A 17,767-nucleotide genomic window follows, 5' to 3' on the forward strand; every position below is an offset into this window, starting at 1 on the left:
GGTCGGTCAGGCGCCGAAGCACACGAACGGACGGCGCAGCGGGGCTTCCGCGGTCGCTTCGGCCAGGGCGTGCGACATCGGTTCGCCCTCGGCCAGCAGGCGGTGGAACGTCTCCATGGTCAGGGCCGCGGCCTTGTCGCCCACCTTGCTGACCGCCGCGACCACGGTGCGCGAACCGCTCGCCAGGAGCGCCCCGGCGAAGCCCAGGGCCTCGTCACCCGGCCGGATCCGGCTCAGGGCCAGGGAGCAGGCGGCCAGCACGACCTGCTCGGGCGCCTGGCGCAGGCGGGCCGTCTCGTGCGCGAACAGGGGACCGTCGGCCAGCTCCAAGCGGGAGAACAGGGCGTTGTCGGCCACGTGCTCGCCGTGCGCGGCGATGTGCGCCAGGCGCGCCCCGTCCAGGGCCTCCAGCACGCCGGGCACCGACTCCGCCACCACCGCGTCCGGGTAGGCGGCACGCAGGCCGCCGACCTCGCCCACCGCCTCCGGCAGGTCCGGGCCGCCCACCAGGACCACCCGGGTGGCACGCGGCCGGGCGGACCGGGCGTTCAGCCACGCCGTCGCGGACGGGGCGACGACCACCGGCCGGCGGTGCAGGGACGGCAGGGCGTTCCACGGCACCGCGTACAGCTCGCCGGTGGGGACGACCACCAGCTCGCGTGATCCGAGGTGGGCCGCCAGCGGCGCCACGAGCAGGTCGTCCAGGCGTGCGGCGCGGAGCGTCGCGGACTCGGTGATCGCGTCGGCCAGCGCCGGGGCGAGGTGGTCGGGGGCCAGCACGTCCAGGTCGGCGTGCAGCTGCCTGGTCAGCTCGAAGACCTCGCCGGCCCGGCCCAGCCGGACCAGGGTGGCGCCGGCCGTCGACAGGACCACCGCGGACAGCACGTCGCCGCGGGTCACGAAGCTGATCACGGTCCGGTCGCCCAGGTGCGGCAGCACGTCGCCCACCCGGCAGACGGGCCTCGGCCTGCCCCACACGCTGGTGTGCCAGCCCAGGCGCGCGACCTCGTTCTGGAGGGCGTCCAGGCGGGCCTCCAGCTCGTCGACGGGACGACCGTCGAGGCGGGCCTGCTGCACGGCGCGGGACAGCGAGCGCGATTCGGCCACGCGCCGCGCCAGGACCGGGTCGTCGATCGCCGGCAGCGGCTCGTAGCGGTACACCTGGGCACGGGTGCGCTCCAGCCAGTCGAACGCCCGGCCGGCGTCCCCGCCGTGCTCCCCGTCGTGGTCCAGGACGAGGCCGACGGCCAGTTCGCCCAGCTCGCGGCCGTGCACGGCGGTGCCGCACAGCAGGTCGAGACCGCCCATCCGGTCGCGGACGCGGCCCAGCTCGGCCAGGCCCTCCTCGGCTTCGCGCAGGGCGGCGGCGGGCGAACCGGTCGCCACGGCCAGCTCGGCCCGGCACAGGCGGCGCAGCATCCGGTGGTCCACCGGGGTGATCGGGGTCGGCGCGGGGACGCGGTCCAGCAGCGCGCGGGCGCCGGGCAGGTCGCCGCGGCGGATCGCCATGCGGACCGCGAGCAGCGTCGCCACGGCCGCCTCGTCGGTCAGGCCCACGCTCGTCAGGCGTTCGGCCAGCTTCGCGGCCCGGGCCGGGGTCGCCCGGCGGCCGGGTCGGACCGGGGCGCCTCGGGGGACCGTGACGGTGACCGCGACCGGGGCGTGCGCGGCCGCGGTCCGGCCCGGTCGCGACGGGACGGCGGCGGCCGGGCGTCGGGCGGACGTGAGGAAGAAGCCCTCCACCTGCGGGAGCACCACCTCGGACGTGCCGCCGGGGGAGTCGGGGGAGTCGGCGGAGTGCGGGGGCGACGCGGCGGGCGGGTGGGTGGCGGCGAACTCGGCCCTCATCTTCATCAACGCCGCCAGCTCCGCCCACGACGTGCTGCCGCGCCGGCGGAAGCGGCGCTGCGCCTGACCCGCCAGCTCCAGCGCGGTCGACGGGTCGCCCTGGAGCAGGGCCGCCGCCGCACGGGCCAGCTCGGCCTCCGCCAGGTCCTGCCCCACCCGCCGGCGGCGCAGCACGACCAGGGCCTCGTCCAGGTGCTTGGCGGCCTCGTCGGCCAGCCCGGCCGCGAGCATCACGCGCGCCCGGTCGATGCGGGTCCGCGCCACCAGGTCCGGCGCGAGCACGCGGAACGTCCGCTCGGCCTGCTCGTGGTGCCGCAGCGACCGGGGCGCGTCACCGGTCATCTGCGCGAGGTCGCCGAGGTTGCCGTACGCCTTGGCCCGCATCAGCGGCAGGTCCTCGGCCTCGGCCAGCTCGACGGTCCGCCGGATGTCGCGCTCGGCGGCCTCGGGCAGCCCGAACGCGATGTTCGTCAGGCCGCGGTTCATCAGGGCCGTCGACAGCGTCGTCGTGTCGACCGCGCCGGCCGCCAGCCCGTCCTCCAGCAGGCGCACGGACTCGTCGTGCAGCGCGATGGCCTCGGCGGTGCGGCCGGCGCGGTGCAGGATGAGCGCCTGCTGGTCCTTCGCGATGGCGCGCAGGGACACCGCGTCCGGCCCGTCGGGCAGCGCGGTGATCAGGGCGTTGGCCGTGGCGAGGTGCGCGAGGCCGTCCTCGACCGACCCGGTCTCCGCCTCGCCGTAGGACAGGGTGATCAGCACCCGGATGCGGACCGTGGTCACCTCGGTGCCCGCCGGTGTCGCGGGCAGTGCGCCCAGGGCGCGGCGCAGCAGCCTCACCGCGTCCGCGGGACGTCCTCGCGACGCCGCCCGGTAAGCCTGTTTCCGCAGCTCGACGGCAACAGCGAGGCCGTCGGTGGCAGCACTGGAGGCAGGTACGACGGCGCGGGGCAAGGGCACGTCCTAATGCCAACACACGGAACGTGTCCGAGAAGCCGTCCAGTGGAGGGATTGACTGAGCCGAATGGGTCACTCTCCGTGAGAGTGCGACCGGTCGACCCATCGTGACGGAATGGCCCCCCGGCCCCGCCTACAACATGATCGTCGGGGTCACGACCGTGCGCCCGGGTTCGCCCCGGGAGTTCACCAGGTGCACCAGGATCTGCGTGGTGCCCGCCGGCACGTCCGAGAGCACGAACCGCCCGCCGTCGTCGGCCTTGGTCGTGCTGGACTCGTGCTCGGCCACCCGCACCTCGACGGTGTGCTCACCCGCGGGCACGAGCCAGCCGTCGATGCGGTGGCGCGCGCCGGTCGAGGTGAAGTTCACCATCAGGGTGAGGTTGTCGACCGTGAACGTGATCGTGCCGGGGTTGCCGCCCCGCACGCCGGCCAACGAGCCCGCTCGTTCCCAGCGCGCGACCTCGACGTCCAGGTTCTCCAGGGCGACCGCGAACCGGATGCGTTCGACGAGCCCCGGCGGGGGCGCGTCCAACTCGTACACCAGGCGGTTCAGCTCCGTGAGGACAGCGGTGTCCTCTTGGCCTCTGCGGTCATCGCGCGGGTCGATGTCGTTCACCGCGATCCTCCTTCCGCGTCGAGATGTGTGCGCAGCGTCGTCAGGCACCGGCCCCTGGTCGGGCCGATGCTGCCGCGTGGCATGGACAGTGCTTCGGCGACCGCGCGGTACTCCGCCCGCCCGGCCAGCACGGTGAGTCGCAGGAGTTCCTGGCACTTCTGCGGCAGCTTCCCGAACGCCCGCCACAACCGGTGGTCCCGGTCGTCGACCAGGGCGGCGTCCTCGGGAAGGCCGTACTCGCTCTCCAACTGCTCCGCCAGCTCGTCGCTCAGCGCGGCTTCGCGACGGGCGGGCGTCCAGGTCCGTTGCGCCTCGCGGCGCGTCGCGACGACCAGCCAGCCGGCCAGCGCGCGCGGTTCGACCAGCCGGTCGAGGTGGCGCAGCAGCGCGAGCCACACCGTCTGCACCACGTCCTCCGCGGTGCTGCGGTCCAGCCCGTGCCCCCGCGCGACGTGCCACACGAGCGGGGTCAGGTCCGCGATGAGCGCGTCCAGCGCCCGGCGGTCGCCGTCGCGCGCGGCCACGACGCAGGCCGCGTGGCGGTCCGTGCCGTCGAGCCCCTCCCACGGTGGGCGCTCACCGGCCGTGCGCAGTTCCCCCACGTCGTCACCTCCTCGTCGGCTTCCCCAGCCGGAGCTGATCGTCACACACGCGGGCGGTGCGCCCGCCGCGGGCGGTCCGCGATGCCCCCCTCGCACCGCGGACCGCCGTTTCCCTCTTCCACCGCGGGTGGCGTCCGGTCGACACCCCTCGAAGCCGACCGACCGCCGCCCTTCCCCCAGCGTCTTCAGTGGGTCTGGTGGTGGCCGTCGGGTGAGGTCGGCGGCGGCTCCGGCAGTTCGGGGTCCTTGGGCGACCCCGCCCCGTCGGTGGTCGCGGACAGGTCGGGGTCGAGCTCGTCGACGGGGTCGAGCTCGTCGACGCCAGGCGGGTTGGCGTTCACGCGCGGATCTCCTCAGTCGGGGTCGAGGCCGGTCACCAGATAAGGAGTGAGTAGATCCACGGGGGATACGACGGCTGCGATTAACAGTTCACAGACCGACCGATCGGGTGACGGGGCGTCGGCGGGCCGCCGCCGGCGCGGGCGGTGGCTCGCTATGGTCCAGACCATGCTGGAAGTCATCGCACTGCACGCGGCCGACGCCGAGGCCGCGCAGGCCGGCGGCGCGGACCGCCTGGAACTGACCGTCGACATGGCCTCGGACGGCCTCACGCCGCCGGTCCGCGTCTACCGCGAGGTCGCCGCGGCGACCGACCTGCCGGTGCGGGTCATGCTGCGCGACGCCACCGGGTTCGCGCCCGGCGACCCCGACCGGTTGCGGCGGGACGCGGCGGCGCTGCGCGAGGCGGGCGCGTCGGAGTTCGTGCTGGGGTTCCTGGACGGCGACGGGTGGGTCGACGCGGACGCCGTGCGGGCCGTGCTGGCCGAGGTCGAGGGCTGCGCCTGGACGTTCCACCGGGCGCTCGACCACTCCGCCGACCCCGAGGCGGCGTGGGGCGTCGTCACCGGGCTGGGCTGCGACACGGTCCTCGCCGCCGGCAGCCCGCGCGGCGTGGCGGACGGCCTGCCCGTGCTGGAGCGCCTCGCCGCCCGGCAGCGCGACGCCCGGCTGCTCGTCGGCGGCGGGCTGAAGGCCGAGCAGGTCGCCCCGCTCAAGGCCGTCGGCGTCACCGCGTTCCACGTGGGCGGGGCCGTGCGCCCAGGCGGGTGGGACGCCCCGTTGTCCGCCGACGCCGTCCGGACCTGGGCGAATCTGGTCTAGACCGCTTGCCGATCCGGACATTAGCATCCCCGTTGCTTCCCTTGAAATAGGCGTTGCGCATCGCGCAACGAACTCCCAGGAAGAGGTGGCGAGGATGCGGTTCGTGGTGGCGGCAGCCGCGGTGGGCGCCGCCGTGCTGGCCGGGTGCGCCCCGGTCCAGTCCGGCCCGGCGTCCACCGGCGCGGACGAGCAGACCGGGCAACTCCGGGTCTGGCTGTTCGACGAGGTCAACAGGGGACCGAAGGAGGCGGTCGTGCAGGAGGCCGTCACCGAGTTCCAGCAGGCGCACGAGGGCGTCACCGTGGACGTCCAGTACATCCAGGTGCAGACCCGCGCCGAGCGGTTCAAGGCCGCGTTCAGCGACCCGCGGAGCGCGCCCGACGTCGCCGAGTTCGGCAACACCGACCTCGCCGGCTACGTGGCCGGCGGCGGGTTCGCCGAACTCGACCTGTCGACGTGGGACGAGGCGGGCGACCTGCTGCCCGCCGTCCTCGACACCGCGAAGGTCGACGGCAAGGTCCACGGCGTCCCCTGGTACGTCGGCGTGCGCGCGCTCTACTACCGCACCGACGTCTTCCGGGAGCTGGGCCTCCGGCCGCCGACGACGCTCGACGAGATCGCCACGACCGCCCGCGCGATCCGCGCCGCCAAGCCCGACCTGCTCGGCATCTCCGCCGGCGGCAAGTACACCTACGGCGCCATGCCGTTCGTGTGGGCCAACGGCGGCGACATCGCGAGGAAGGACGGCGGGAAGTACGTCTCCGCCATCGACAGCGCCGAGTCCAAGGCCGGCATCGAGCAGTACACCGAGCTGATCGCCGACGACATCTGCCCGCCCGCCCAGTGCGCCGGCAACGGCGGCGACGCCAGCGTCGAGGCGTTCCGCGCCGGCAAGGCCGCCATGGTCATCGGCGGCGACTTCAACCGCAAGTCCGTCGACGCCTCCACCGCCGCCGGCAAGTACGCCGTCGTCCCCGTGCCCGGCAAGGCCGAGGGCACGATCGCGCCGGCGTTCGCGGGCGGGAACCTGCTCGGCGTCCTCAAGGGCTCGCAGCGGCAGACCCTCGCCCGGGAGTTCACGCGGCTCCTCGGCGGCAAGACCTACCAGCGCAAGATGTTCGACGCCATGGGCAACCTGCCCACGTTCGGCGACGTGCAGGCCGAGGTCGCCCGGGCCAACCCCGTGCTGGAGCCGTTCATCGAGACCCTGGAGGCCGGCACGAGGTTCGTGCCCGTCACCGCCGACTGGGCCAAGGTCGACGCGCAGGCCGTGCTGCCGAACCTGCTCCAGAAGATCGCCGCGGGCGGTGAGGACGTCGACACCGCGGCCGAGGCGGCGGCCGACGAGATGAACGCCGCGTTCGGCTCGTGACGGCGGCCGTCGAGAAGGGGGACGGTCGGGCCGCGCTCGCCTACCTCGCCCCCGCCCTGCTGCTGCTCGTCGGCCTCCTGGGCTACCCGATCTACCAGCTCGTCCTGATCTCCCTGTTCGACTACGGCCAGGAGCAGGTCAGCGGTGGCGCGCCGCTGACCTTCCTGGGCCTGGGGAACTACGCCACCCTGCTGCGGGACGCGCGGTTCTGGTCCGTGCTCGGGCAGACCGTCGGCTTCGCGGCGGTGTGCGTGGTCGGGACCCTGCTGGTCGGCGCCTCCCTCGCGGTGCTGGCCACCAGGGTCCGCGCGTGGGCGCGCACCACGCTGTTCCTGGCCGCGCTCGGCGCGTGGGCCACGCCCGCCGTCGCCGGGTCCACGATCTGGCTGTTCCTGTTCGACGCGAACTTCGGCTTCGTCAACGAGGTCCTCGGCACCACCGGGTTCTCCTGGACCTACGACAGGTGGACCGCGTTCGGGCTCGTCGCCGCGCAGGTGGTCTGGTGCTCGTTCCCGTTCGTCATGGTCACGCTGTACGCGGGGATCAAGGCGATCCCGGGCGAGGTGCTGGAGGCCGCGGCGCTGGACGGCGCGTCGACCGCGAGGACCGCGACCAGCGTGATCCTGCCGCTGCTGCGGCCGCTGCTGATCGTCGTCACCATCCAGTCGGTCATCTGGGACTTCAAGGTGTTCACCCAGATCTACATCATGACGAACGGCGGCGGCATCGCCGGGCGCAACCTCGTGCTCAACGTGTACGCCTACCAGCAGGCGTTCGCCGCCTCCGAGTACGGGCTGGGCGCGGCGATCGGCGTGGTGACGACGCTGATCCTGCTGCTCGTCACCGTCGGGTACCTGCGGGCGCTGCGGCGGAGCGGGGAGGTCCTGTGAAGGGGATCGGCGCGAACCGGAAGGTGTCGCGCGGGATCGCCGAGGTCGTCACCGTGGTCGTCGCGGGCGTCGTCGCGTTCCCGCTGTACTGGATGGTGCTGACCGCCCTCAAGCCCGAGTCCGAGGTCGTCTCGACCGACCCCCGCCCGTGGACGCTCGTGCCGACGCTCGACAGCTTCGTGCGGGCGCTCACCGTGCAGAGCTTCGGCCGCTACCTGGTCAACAGCCTCGTCGTGGCGGGCGCGGTGGTGGTGCTCAGCCTGTTCGTCTCGTTCCTGGCGGCCACCGCGCTGACCCGCTTCCGGTTCCGCAGCCGCACCACGCTGCTGGTGATGCTGCTGGTCGTGCAGATGGTGCCGGTGGAGGCGCTGACCATCCCGCTGTTCTTCGTCATGCGGTCCGTGCGGGACGTCGCGCCCGCGTTCGGGCTCAACCACCTCGGGTCGCTGGTGCTGGTGCACCTGGCGTTCAGCCTGCCGTTCGCGATCTGGATGCTGCGCGGGTTCGTCGCCGCCGTGCCCGTCGAACTGGAGGAGGCCGCCACGCTGGACGGCGCGTCCCGCTTCCGGTTCCTGTGGCAGGTGCTGTTCCCGCTCGTCGCGCCCGGCCTGGTGGCGACCAGCGTGCTGTCGTTCATCCACGCCTGGAACGACTTCCTGTTCGCCAAGACGTTCATCATCTCGGCGGCGGAGAACCAGACGCTGCCGCTCGCCCTGCAGGTGTTCATCAAGCCCGACCAGAACGACTGGGGCGCGATCATGGCCGGGTCGACCCTGATGACGATCCCGGTGCTGGTGTTCTTCGTCCTCGTCCAACGGCGCCTCGTCGCCGGTCTCGCGGGAGCCGTCAAGTGAACCTGCTGCCCAGGCCCGTGTCCTTCACCCCCGGTGACGGCGAGGTCGACTTCGACGGGACGTACGCGGTCGAGCGGGTCGACGGGCCCGCCGAGGGCTACCGGCTGTCCGTGTCGCCCGACGGGGTGCGCGTGCTGGCGTCCGACGACGCGGGCGAGTCCCACGCCCGGCAGACGCTGCGGCAGCTCGGCGGACCCGCCGCGTTCCGGGCCGTGCCGCCCGGGGTGGTGCGGCTGCCGGTGTGCGAGGTGGTCGACCACCCGCGGTTCGCGTGGCGGGGCGTGATGATCGACGTGGCCCGGCACTTCCTGCCCAAGCACGACCTGCTGCGCTACGTGGACCTGCTCGCCGCGCACAAGCTGAACGTGCTGCACCTGCACCTCACCGACGACCAGGGCTGGCGCTTCGAGTCGCGGCGCTTCCCGCGGCTGCACGAGGTCGGCGGGTGGCGGCCCGACTCGCGGTTCGGCGACCGGCGCTCCGGCGGCACGACCGGGCGTCCGCACGGCGGCTACTACACCCAGGACGACCTGCGCGAACTCGTCGCCTACGCGGCGGCGCGGCACGTCACCGTCGTGCCGGAGGTCGACGTGCCCGGCCACAGCCAGGCCGCCATCGCCGCCTACCCGGAGCTGGGGGTCGCCGGCGGCGGTGTGTGGACGGACTGGGGGGTCAACCCCAACGTGCTCCGCGCGGACGAGGCCACCGTCGACTTCTACCGGCACGTGTTCGACGAGCTGCTGGACGTGTTCCCGAGCGAGGTCGTCGGCCTGGGCGGCGACGAGGCCGAGGGCGGTGACGGGCGGTTCGTGCGGCGCATCGCGCAGCACCTCGCGGCGCGCGGGCGGCGGCCGTTCGGCTGGGACGAGGTGCTCGACGTCGGCCCCCTGCCGACGTCCACCGTCGTCGCGTCGTGGCGCGGCGAGGAGCGCGGGCTGCGTGCGCTGGACCGCGGCCACGACGTCGTCATGTGCCCCGAGGAGCACGTCTACCTGGACTACCGGCAGTCCGACCACCCCGACGAGCCCATCCCCGTCGGGACGCGGACGACCCTGGAGGACGTCCACCGGTACGAGCCCGCCGGGGCGGACCGGGTGCTCGGGGCGCAGGCGAACCTGTGGACCGAGCACCTCGACTCACCGCGGCGCCTGGACTACGCCGCCTTCCCCCGCCTCAGCGCGTTCGCCGAGGTCGTGTGGAGCCCCGCGGGTCCCCGCGACTTCGCGGAGTTCCGGACCCGCCTCGCCGCGCACCACCTGCCGAGGCTGGACGCCCTCGGCGTCGAGTACCGCCCCCTCGACGGTCCCCGGCCGTGGCAGACCCTCCCCGGGGTGCCCGGTTTCCCCCGCTAGACCCCGTGCCCGTCAGGCCTCTTCGGGCACCAGGACCCACGCGGCGAGGTAGAGGATCGCGCCGGTGCCGAACCCGAAGAGGGTCCCGGCGACCAGCAGGATGCGCAGCAGCGCCGCGTCGACGCCGAGGAGCTTCGAGAGGCCGCCGCACACGCCCGCGACCATGCGGTCGTCCCGGCTGCGGCGGAGCTTCTTCACCTTGTCGGTGGCCTGGTTCAGGGTGTCGGTCGCCTGGTTCAGCACGGTGTTCGTCGTCATGGCACGAGCCTGCTGGACCGGGCGTCGCGGCACATCGGGGACGCACCCCGGTTCTCCCTCAGGGTCCACCACGACCCCGCCCCCGAGGCCACGACCCCGCCCCCGGGCTTCCCGGCCTCGGCGCCGCGTTCGAGCAGCCGCTCGGCGGAGCGCCGGGCCGTCGTCGCCGCCTACCCTCGGACGTGTGACGCCAGTCGAGCCCGCCGCACCGCCGGAGCCCGCGACGCCGGACGACCTCGCCGCCGCGCTCGACCGCGTCGGCTACCTGCCGGACGACGGCGTGGCCACCGCCGCGTTCCTGGCCCTGCGCATGCGCCGCCCCCTGTTCTGCGAGGGCGAACCGGGCACCGGCAAGACCTCGCTGGCCGCGGCCCTCGCGACCGCCCTCGGCCTGCCGCTCCTCCGGCTCCAGTGCCACGAGGGCATCGACGCCACCCAGGCCCTCTACGACTGGGACTTCCCGCGCCAGCTCCTGCACCTGCGCGCCCTCGAAGCGGCGGGCGCGGTCGACGCCGAGGCCGCCGAGGCGTCCCTCCACACCCGCCGCTTCCTCCTCGCCCGGCCCCTCCTCCAGGCCCTCGAACGGGCGCCGTGCGTGCTGCTGGTCGACGAGGTGGACCGCGCCGACGACGAGTTCGAGGCGTTCCTGCTGGAGGTGCTGAGCGAGAACGCCGTGACCATCCCCGAACTGGGCCGCATCGCCGCCGACACCCCGCCGCTGGTCGTGCTCACCTCCAACCGCACCCGGGACGTGCACGACGCCCTCAAGCGCCGCTGCCTCTACCACTGGCTGGAGCACCCGGACCTGACCCGCGAGGTCGCCATCCTGCGCCGCGCCCTGCCCGAGGTCACCGAGCGCCTCGCCACCCGCGTCGCCACCGCCGTCCGCGCCCTGCGCGCCCTCGACCTGCTCAAACCGCCCGGTGTCGCCGAATCCCTGGACTGGGCCCGCGCCCTGCTCGCCCTCGGCCGCACGGACCTCGACACCGCCACGGCCGCCGCGACCCTCGGCGCCGTCCTCAAGTACCGGGAGGACACCCGGCGCGCCCTGGCGAGCGGTGTCCTCGACCGGGTCGCCGGGAACGCGGTCGCGGGATGAGCGGAGCCGACGCGCCCACCGCGCTCGTGGGGTTCGCCCACGCCCTGCGGCACGCCGGCGTGGCGTGCGGACCGGACCGGGTGCGGGCGTTCACCGCCGCGCTCGACCACCTCGACGTGGCGCGCTCCGCCGACGTGTACTGGGCCGGCCGGGTCGCGCTGTGCGCGGAGCCGGACGACCTGCCCCGCTACGACGCCGCGTTCGCCGCCTGGTTCGGCGGCGACGGGCTGCCGGCGACCCGGCCCCGCGCCCGCACCAGGACGGCCTCGCACCTCGCCGCCCTCGGCGGAGGGGAGGGGCGCGGCGGCCGGGCGCCCGCGCTCAGGGTCGCGGCGAGCGACGTGGAAACCCTGCGCCGCAAGGACATCGCCACCATGAGCCTTGCCGAGCGCGAGCACCTGCGGCGGTTGACGGCCGAGCTGCGCCCCGTGCCGCCCCGGCGGCGGGCGGTGCGGACGCGGCCCGCGCGCCGCGGCGCCGTCGACCCGGACCGGGTGCTGCGCCGGATGGTCGCCACCCGCGAGGCGGTGCCCGCGTACCGGCGCCGGACGACCCGGCCGCGCCGGGTGGTGCTGCTGGTCGACGTGTCCGGCTCCATGAGGCCCTACGCCGACGCCCTGTTGCGGTTCGCGCACGTCGTCGCCCGCGCGATGCCCGTCGAGGTGTGCACCCTCGGCACCCGGCTCACCCGCGTGACCCGGCAGCTGCGGCACCGCGACCCCGAACTCGCGCTCGCCGCCGCGGCCCGCGCCGTGCCCGACGCCGACGGCGGCACGCGGCTCGGCGAGACGCTCAAGGCGTTCCTCGACCGGTGGGGGCAGCGGGGCGCGGCGCGCGGCGCGGTCGTCGTGCTGTGCTCCGACGGCTGGGAGCGCGGCGACACCGCCCTGCTCGCCGAGCAGGCGGCCCGGCTCGCCCGGCTGGCCCACCGGGTGCTGTGGGTCAACCCGCACGCGGGCCACGACGGCTACCGGCCCGTGCAGTCCGGCATCGCCGCCGCCCTGCCGCACCTGGACCGGCTGCTCGCCGGGCACAGCCTCGACACCCTGCACGCCCTGCTGGAGGAGGTCCGACGTGCGTGACGTGCTGGACGAACTGGCCCGCCGGGTCGACGCCGGGGAGACCGTCGGCGTCGGCACGGTCGTCGCGACGTTCAGCTCGGCCCCGCGCCCGCCCGGCGCGGCGATGCTCGTCGGCGCCGACGGCGAGGTCGTCGGCAGCGTGTCCGGCGGCTGCGTCGAGGGCGCGGTGTACGAGCTGGCGCGGGAGGTCGTGGCCGGCGGCACGCCCGTGCTCCAGCGGTACGGCGTCAGCGACGACGACGCGTTGGCCGTGGGCCTGACCTGCGGCGGGATCATCGACGTGTACGTGGAGCCGGTGTCGTCGGCGACGTTCCCGCAGCTGCCCGACGTGCTGGCGAGCGTGCGCGCCGGGGAGCCGGTGGCCGTCGCCACGGTCGTCGAGCACCCGGAGTGGGTGGGCCGCCGGCTCGTGGTGCGGGCGGACCGGGTGGAGGGCGACGTGCCGTCCGACCGGGTCCGCGACGCCGTCGCCGACGACGCCCGCGGCCTGCTCGCCGCCGGCCGCAGCGGCACCCTGCGCTACGGGCCCGACGGCCGGCGGCGCGGCGAGGGCATGGCGGTGTTCGTGAACTCGTTCGAGCCGCCGCCCCGGATGCTGGTGTTCGGCGCGATCGACTTCGCCGCCGCCCTCGCGCGGCTGGGCGCGTTCCTCGGCTACCGCGTCACCGTGTGCGACGCGCGACCGGTGTTCGCGACCGCCGGCCGGTTCCCCGAGGCCGACGAGGTGGTCGTCGACTGGCCGCACCGCTACCTGGCCGCGCAGGCCGCGGCCGGGGAGGTCGACGGGCGCACGGTCGTCGCCGTGCTCACCCACGACCCGAAGTTCGACGTGCCGCTGCTGGAGGTCGCCCTGCGGCTCGACCTCGGCTACGTGGGCGCGATGGGGTCCCGCCGGACCCACGACGACCGGCTGCGGCGGCTGCGCGAGGCGGGCGTCACCGAGGACGAGCTGGCCCGGCTGTCCTCGCCCGTCGGCCTCGACCTCGGCGCCCGCACCCCCGAGGAGACCGCCGTGTCGATCGCCGCCGAGGTCATCGCGCTGCGCTGGGGCGGCGGCGGGGAGCGGCTGACCCGAACCGACGGCGCCATCCACCGCGCACCGGGGGTTGTCTGACCCGACGGCCGGGAGCAGGCTCGAGTGTGACCCCCACCACCACCGGACCTGGAGGGTTCATGCGGATCACCGTCACCGTCGACGGGGTGGCCTACACCGACGAGGTCGAACCCCGGACGCTGCTGGTCCACCACCTGCGCGAGCGGCTCGGCAAGACCGGCACCGTCGTCGGCTGCGACACGAGCAACTGCGGCGCCTGCACCGTCCACCTCGACGGGCGCAGCGTGAAGTCGTGCTCGGTCCTCGCCGTGCAGGCCCACGGCCGCGAGGTGACCACCGTCGAGGGGCTGGCCCCCGACGGGCGGCTGCACCCCGTGCAGCGCGCGTTCCACGAGAACCACGCCCTCCAGTGCGGGTTCTGCACCCCCGGCATGATCATGCAGGCCATCGACCTGCTCGCGGACAACCCCGACCCCGACGAGGACGAGGTGCGGCACGGCCTGGAGGGCAACCTCTGCCGCTGCACCGGCTACCAGAACATCGTCCGCGCGGTCCGCGACGCCGCCGCCCGCACGCGCGCCGGCGGTGCCGGATGACCGCGACCGCCGACCCCGCCGGCGCCGAGCGGGAGATCGGCCGGGCCCGCCGCCGCAAGGAGGACGCCCGGCTGATCACCGGCGCCACCCGGTGGACCGACAACCTCCGGTTACCCGGCATGCTGCACCTGGCCGTGCTGCGCAGCCCCGTGGCGCACGCCCGCGTCACGTCGGTCGACGTCGCCGAGGCCGCCCGCATGCCCGGCGTGATCACCGTCCTCACCGGCCGCGACCTCGCCGACGAGCAGGGCAGCCTGCCGTGCGCGTGGCCCATCACCGAGGACATGAAGGCGCCGCCCGCGCCGTCCCTCGCGGTGGACGAGGTGAACTTCGCGGGCGAGGCCGTCGCCCTGGTCGTGGCCCGCTCCGCGGCCGAGGCGCACGACGCGCTCGCCGCGATCGACGTCGACTACGAGGACCTGCCCGTGGTGCTCGACGTGACCCGCGCCGTCCAGGACGGCGCGGACCTCGTGCACCCCGACCTGGGCACCAACACCAGCGCCACCTGGGTGTTCGACTCCGCCGAGGCGGGCACCGGCGGGGACGTCGACCGGGCGGTCGACGAGGCCGAGGTGGTCGTGCGCCGCACGTTCCGCCAGCAGCGGCTCATCCCCGCGTTCATGGAACCCCGCTCGGTCGTGGTCGACCCGTCGCCCGACGGCGTCACCCTGTGGTCGTCCACGCAGGTCCCGCACATCCTGCGGTGGATGCTGTCGGCCGTGCTCGGCATCCCCGAGCAGAAGATCCGGGTCGTCGCTCCGGACGTCGGCGGCGGGTTCGGCGGCAAGCTCCAGGTCACGCCCGAGGAGGTGCTGACCCTGCTCGTCGCGCGCCGGCTCGGCAAACCCGTGAAGTGGACCGAGACGCGCACCGAGTCCATGCTGTCCGGCCACCACGGCCGCGACCAGGTGCAGCGGCTCACCCTCACCGCCCGCCGCGACGGCACCGTCACCGGCCTCGACGTCGACCTGCTCGCCGACATGGGCGCCTACCTGCGGCTGGTCACACCGGGCGTGCCGATCCTCGGCGCGTTCATGTTCAACGCCATCTACAAGTTCCCCGCCTACCGGTTCACCTGCACGAACGTGTTCACGAACAAGGTGCCCACGGACGCCTACCGCGGCGCGGGGCGGCCCGAGGCCACGTTCGCGATCGAACGGCTCATGGACGAGCTGGCCGCCGAACTGGGCCGCGACCCCCTGGACCTGCGCCGGCAGAACTGGATCAGGCACGAGGAGTTCCCGTTCACCACGGTCGCGGGCCTCACCTACGACACCGGGAACTACGAGGCCGCCACCGACCGGGCCGTCGAGCTGTTCGACTACGACGCGCTGCGCGCCGAGCAGGCCGGGCGCCGCGCCGCCGGCGACACCGTGCAGCTCGGCATCGGCGTGTCCACCTACACCGAGATGTGCGGGCTCGCCCCGTCCCGCGTGCTCGGCGCCCTGCGGTACGCGGCCGGCGGCTGGGAGCACGCGGCGCTCCGCGTGCTGCCCACCGGCAAGGTCGAGCTGATCACCGGCACCTCGCCGCACGGCCAGGGCCACGTCACGGCGTGGAGCCAGATCGTCGCCGACCGGCTCGGCGTCCCGTTCGAGGACGTCGAGGTGCTGCACGGTGACACCCGCGTCGCGCACCGCGGCATGGACAGCTACGGGTCCCGCTCGCTGGCCGTCGGCGGCGCGGCCGTCGCGCTCGCCGCGGACAAGGTGCTGGCCAAGGCCCGCGCGCTGGCCGCGCACCTGCTGGAGGTCGGCGAGGACGACGTCGAGTTCGCCTCCGGCGCGTTCGCCGTGCGCGGCACGTCCACCGCGCTGGCGTTCGGCGACGTGGTGGTCGCCGCGCACGTCGCGCACGACCTGCCCGACGGCATGGAACCCGGTCTCGACGCGGAGGCCGTGTTCGACCCGGAGAACTTCTCCTACCCGCACGGCACCCACCTGTGCGCGGTCGAGGTCGACACGGAGACCGGCGCGGTGCGGATCCGCTCGTACGTGTGCGTGGACGACGTCGGCACGGTGGTGAACCCGCTGATCGTGGAGGGCCAGGTGCACGGCGGCCTGGCGCAGGGCATCGCGCAGGCCCTGTTCGAGGAGGCCGTGCACGACGAGCACGGCACCCTCACCACGGCCACCCTCGCCGACTACCTGCTGCCCTCCGCGGTGGACCTGCCGCACTTCACCACCGACCGCACCGAGACGCCCGCCGACTCCAACCCGCTGGGCGTGAAGGGCGTCGGCGAGGCGGGCACCATCGCGTCCACCCCGGCCGTGGTCAACGCCGTCGTGGACGCCGTGCGGCACCTGGGCGTGACCGACGTGGAGATGCCGTGCACCCCGCTGCGGGTGTGGAAGGCGATCCGGGGCGCGTCCACCGACCTGCCCACCGTGCCCGCCGCCGGCGGCGGCCTCGGTTCCCTCCACCCCGGTTCCACCGGCCCGACTCCCACCCCCTCGACCGGAGGCGACGCATGATCCCGGCCGCGTTCGACTACGTCGCGCCCACCACCGTCGAGGACGCCGTGCGGGCCCTCGCCGAGGGCGGCGAGGACGCCAAGGTGATGGCGGGCGGGCAGAGCCTCATCCCGGTGCTGCGGATGCGCCTGGCCGCGCCGACCCTCGTGGTCGACGTGACAGGGCTGACCGCGCTGGCGGGCGTGCGCGACGAGGGCGACTCGCTGCTCGTCGGCGCCCTCACCACGCACCACGACGTGCGGCGCGACCCGCTGGTGCGCGAGCACGCCGACCTGCTGCGGCTCGCCACCGACACCGTCGCCGACCCGCAGGTGCGCCACCGCGGCACGGTCGGCGGCTCCCTGGCCCACGCAGACCCGGCCGGCGACCTGCCCGCGGTGGCGCTCGCGCTCGACGCGGTGATGGTGTGCGCGGGACCGGGCGGGACCCGCGAGGTGCCCGCGGCGGAGTTCTTCGTCGACTACTTCACCACCGACCTCGCCCCCGACGAGCTGCTCACCCACGTGCGCGTGCCGAAGCTGACCGGCTGGGGCGCGTGCTACGAGAAGTTCGCCCGGGTCGCCCAGGCGTGGTCGATCGTCGCGGTCGCCGCGGCGGTGCGGGTCGTCGACGGCGGGATCGCCGGCGCCCGGGTCGGCCTGACCAACATGGGGCCCACCCCGGTGCGGGCCCGCGGCGTGGAGGAGGCGCTGGTCGGACGGCCCGCGACGGCCGAGGTGATCGCCGGGGCCGCCGCCCGCGCCGCCGAGGGCGCGAACCCGGCGACGGACGCCGACGGCGACGCCGAGTACCGCTCGCACCTGGCCCGGGTGCTCACCCGACGCGCGGTGACCACCGCGGTGGGGGTGCGCCCGTGAAGCTGGAGCACCGGTTCCCCGTGCCCGCGCCCGTGCCCGACGTGTGGGCGGCGCTGCTCGACCCGGAGAAGGTGGCGCCGTGCATGCCGGGCGCCACCCTGACCGGCGTCGACGGCCGGTCGTTCACCGGAACCGTCAAGGTCAGGCTCGGCCCGGTGACCCTGCTCTACAAGGGCGCCGGCGAGTTCACGTCCGTCGACGACCGGGTGCGCGCCGCCGTCCTGAAGGCCACCGGCAAGGACACCAGGGGCAACGGCACGGCGTCCGCGACCGTGTCCGTGGCGCTCACCCCCGCCGACGGCGGCACCGACGTCTCCGTGGTCACCGACCTGAACGTCACCGGGCGTCCCGCGCAGCTCGGGCGCGGCCTCGTGGCCGACGTCGCGGGCAAGGTCGTCGCCGAGTTCGCCGAATGCCTGGCGACGCGGCTCTCGCCGGCGGAAGCTGAGGAGGTGACTCCCCCACCGGGCACCACCGGTCCGAGCGCGGCGGCGCCGCCCCGGCCGGAGCCGCGCGCCGTCCCGGCCGAGCCGCTCGACCTGCTCGACGCGGCGGGCGCGCCCGTGCTCAAGCGGCTGCTGCCGGTGGCCGCCGGACTGGCGGTGCTGGTGCCGCTGGTCCGCGCCCTGCGCCGGCGGCGCAGCTGAACGCGCGCGGCAGGCGGCTGGCCCTCGGGCTGGTCGCCTGCACCGCGG

The 17,767-nt window shown here is 74.9% G+C and carries 17 protein-coding genes; 12 read left to right on the forward strand and 5 right to left on the reverse strand.

Features of this window, described 5'->3' with window-relative positions; genetic code table 11:
- Positions 1-6 precede the first annotated feature (6 nt).
- The 4 genes from CKY47_RS10765 to CKY47_RS10780 form a co-directional block, all read right to left on the reverse strand.
- On the reverse strand, positions 7-2,685 hold the full coding sequence (locus CKY47_RS10765) for a CHAT domain-containing protein (RefSeq protein WP_306745570.1): 2,679 nt from the start codon (positions 2,683-2,685) through the stop codon (positions 7-9).
- A gap of 250 nt (positions 2,686-2,935) precedes the next feature.
- Positions 2,936-3,358: a carboxypeptidase regulatory-like domain-containing protein gene (locus tag CKY47_RS10770; protein WP_371320657.1), complete on the reverse strand. Its 423-nt coding sequence runs from the start codon at positions 3,356-3,358 to the stop codon at positions 2,936-2,938.
- 59 nt (positions 3,359-3,417) lie between these two features.
- On the reverse strand, positions 3,418-4,023 hold the full coding sequence (locus CKY47_RS10775) for an RNA polymerase sigma factor (protein WP_306745572.1): 606 nt from the start codon (positions 4,021-4,023) through the stop codon (positions 3,418-3,420).
- A 185-nt stretch (positions 4,024-4,208) separates the two neighbouring features.
- A complete protein-coding gene (locus CKY47_RS10780; protein ID WP_306745573.1) occupies positions 4,209-4,364 on the reverse strand; it encodes a hypothetical protein in 156 nt (51 codons plus the stop codon).
- 166 nt (positions 4,365-4,530) lie between these two features.
- Between CKY47_RS10780 and CKY47_RS10785 the strand changes: the two genes are divergently transcribed.
- The 5 genes from CKY47_RS10785 (at position 4,531) to CKY47_RS10805 (ending at position 9,652) form a co-directional block, all read left to right on the forward strand.
- On the forward strand, positions 4,531-5,184 hold the full coding sequence (locus tag CKY47_RS10785) for a copper homeostasis protein CutC (RefSeq protein WP_306745574.1): 654 nt from the start codon (positions 4,531-4,533) through the stop codon (positions 5,182-5,184).
- Positions 5,185-5,278: 94 nt separating this feature from the next.
- On the forward strand, positions 5,279-6,556 hold the full coding sequence (locus CKY47_RS10790; protein WP_306745575.1) for an extracellular solute-binding protein: 1,278 nt from the start codon (positions 5,279-5,281) through the stop codon (positions 6,554-6,556).
- Complete coding sequence (locus tag CKY47_RS10795; protein WP_306745576.1) at positions 6,553-7,446, forward strand: carbohydrate ABC transporter permease; 894 nt, start codon at positions 6,553-6,555, stop codon at positions 7,444-7,446. The genes CKY47_RS10790 and CKY47_RS10795 overlap by 4 nt, the downstream gene beginning before the upstream one ends.
- Positions 7,447-7,451: 5 nt before the next feature.
- The gene (locus tag CKY47_RS10800) at positions 7,452-8,300 is read left to right on the forward strand and encodes a carbohydrate ABC transporter permease (RefSeq protein WP_371320658.1); all 849 of its coding nucleotides are present in this window, start codon (positions 7,452-7,454) and stop codon (positions 8,298-8,300) included.
- A complete protein-coding gene (locus tag CKY47_RS10805; protein ID WP_306745578.1) occupies positions 8,297-9,652 on the forward strand; it encodes a beta-N-acetylhexosaminidase in 1,356 nt (451 codons plus the stop codon). The genes CKY47_RS10800 and CKY47_RS10805 overlap by 4 nt, the downstream gene beginning before the upstream one ends.
- A 12-nt stretch (positions 9,653-9,664) precedes the next feature.
- Here the strand turns inward: CKY47_RS10805 and CKY47_RS10810 are convergent, their stop codons facing one another.
- Positions 9,665-9,910 carry a PspC domain-containing protein gene (locus CKY47_RS10810; protein WP_306745579.1) on the reverse strand — a complete coding sequence of 82 codons (246 nt, stop codon included), beginning with the start codon at positions 9,908-9,910 and terminating at the stop codon, positions 9,665-9,667.
- A 184-nt stretch (positions 9,911-10,094) separates the two neighbouring features.
- Between CKY47_RS10810 and CKY47_RS10815 the strand changes: the two genes are divergently transcribed.
- The 7 genes from CKY47_RS10815 to CKY47_RS10845 are packed head-to-tail and all read left to right on the forward strand — an operon-like array spanning position 10,095 to position 17,719.
- Complete coding sequence (locus CKY47_RS10815; protein WP_306745580.1) at positions 10,095-11,009, forward strand: AAA family ATPase; 915 nt, start codon at positions 10,095-10,097, stop codon at positions 11,007-11,009.
- Complete coding sequence (locus CKY47_RS10820; protein ID WP_306745581.1) at positions 11,006-12,091, forward strand: vWA domain-containing protein; 1,086 nt, start codon at positions 11,006-11,008, stop codon at positions 12,089-12,091. The genes CKY47_RS10815 and CKY47_RS10820 overlap by 4 nt, the downstream gene beginning before the upstream one ends.
- Entirely contained in the window at positions 12,084-13,205 is a 1,122-nt protein-coding gene (locus tag CKY47_RS10825; protein WP_306745582.1) for an XdhC family protein, read from the forward strand. Before CKY47_RS10820 ends, CKY47_RS10825 begins: the two co-directional genes overlap by 8 nt.
- A gap of 59 nt (positions 13,206-13,264) precedes the next feature.
- On the forward strand, positions 13,265-13,741 hold the full coding sequence (locus CKY47_RS10830) for a (2Fe-2S)-binding protein (protein ID WP_306745583.1): 477 nt from the start codon (positions 13,265-13,267) through the stop codon (positions 13,739-13,741).
- Complete coding sequence (locus CKY47_RS10835) at positions 13,738-16,215, forward strand: xanthine dehydrogenase family protein molybdopterin-binding subunit (protein ID WP_306745584.1); 2,478 nt, start codon at positions 13,738-13,740, stop codon at positions 16,213-16,215. Before CKY47_RS10830 ends, CKY47_RS10835 begins: the two co-directional genes overlap by 4 nt.
- Complete coding sequence (locus CKY47_RS10840) at positions 16,212-17,072, forward strand: FAD binding domain-containing protein (protein ID WP_306745585.1); 861 nt, start codon at positions 16,212-16,214, stop codon at positions 17,070-17,072. Before CKY47_RS10835 ends, CKY47_RS10840 begins: the two co-directional genes overlap by 4 nt.
- Positions 17,069-17,719 (forward strand): SRPBCC family protein, encoded by a 651-nt coding sequence (locus CKY47_RS10845; RefSeq protein ID WP_306745586.1) that lies wholly within the window; start codon positions 17,069-17,071, stop codon positions 17,717-17,719. The genes CKY47_RS10840 and CKY47_RS10845 overlap by 4 nt, the downstream gene beginning before the upstream one ends.
- Positions 17,720-17,767 lie beyond the last annotated feature (48 nt).

It is taken from the genome of Saccharothrix longispora, assembly GCF_030852425.1.
In the GTDB taxonomy this organism is placed as follows: domain Bacteria; phylum Actinomycetota; class Actinomycetes; order Mycobacteriales; family Pseudonocardiaceae; genus Actinosynnema; species Actinosynnema longispora.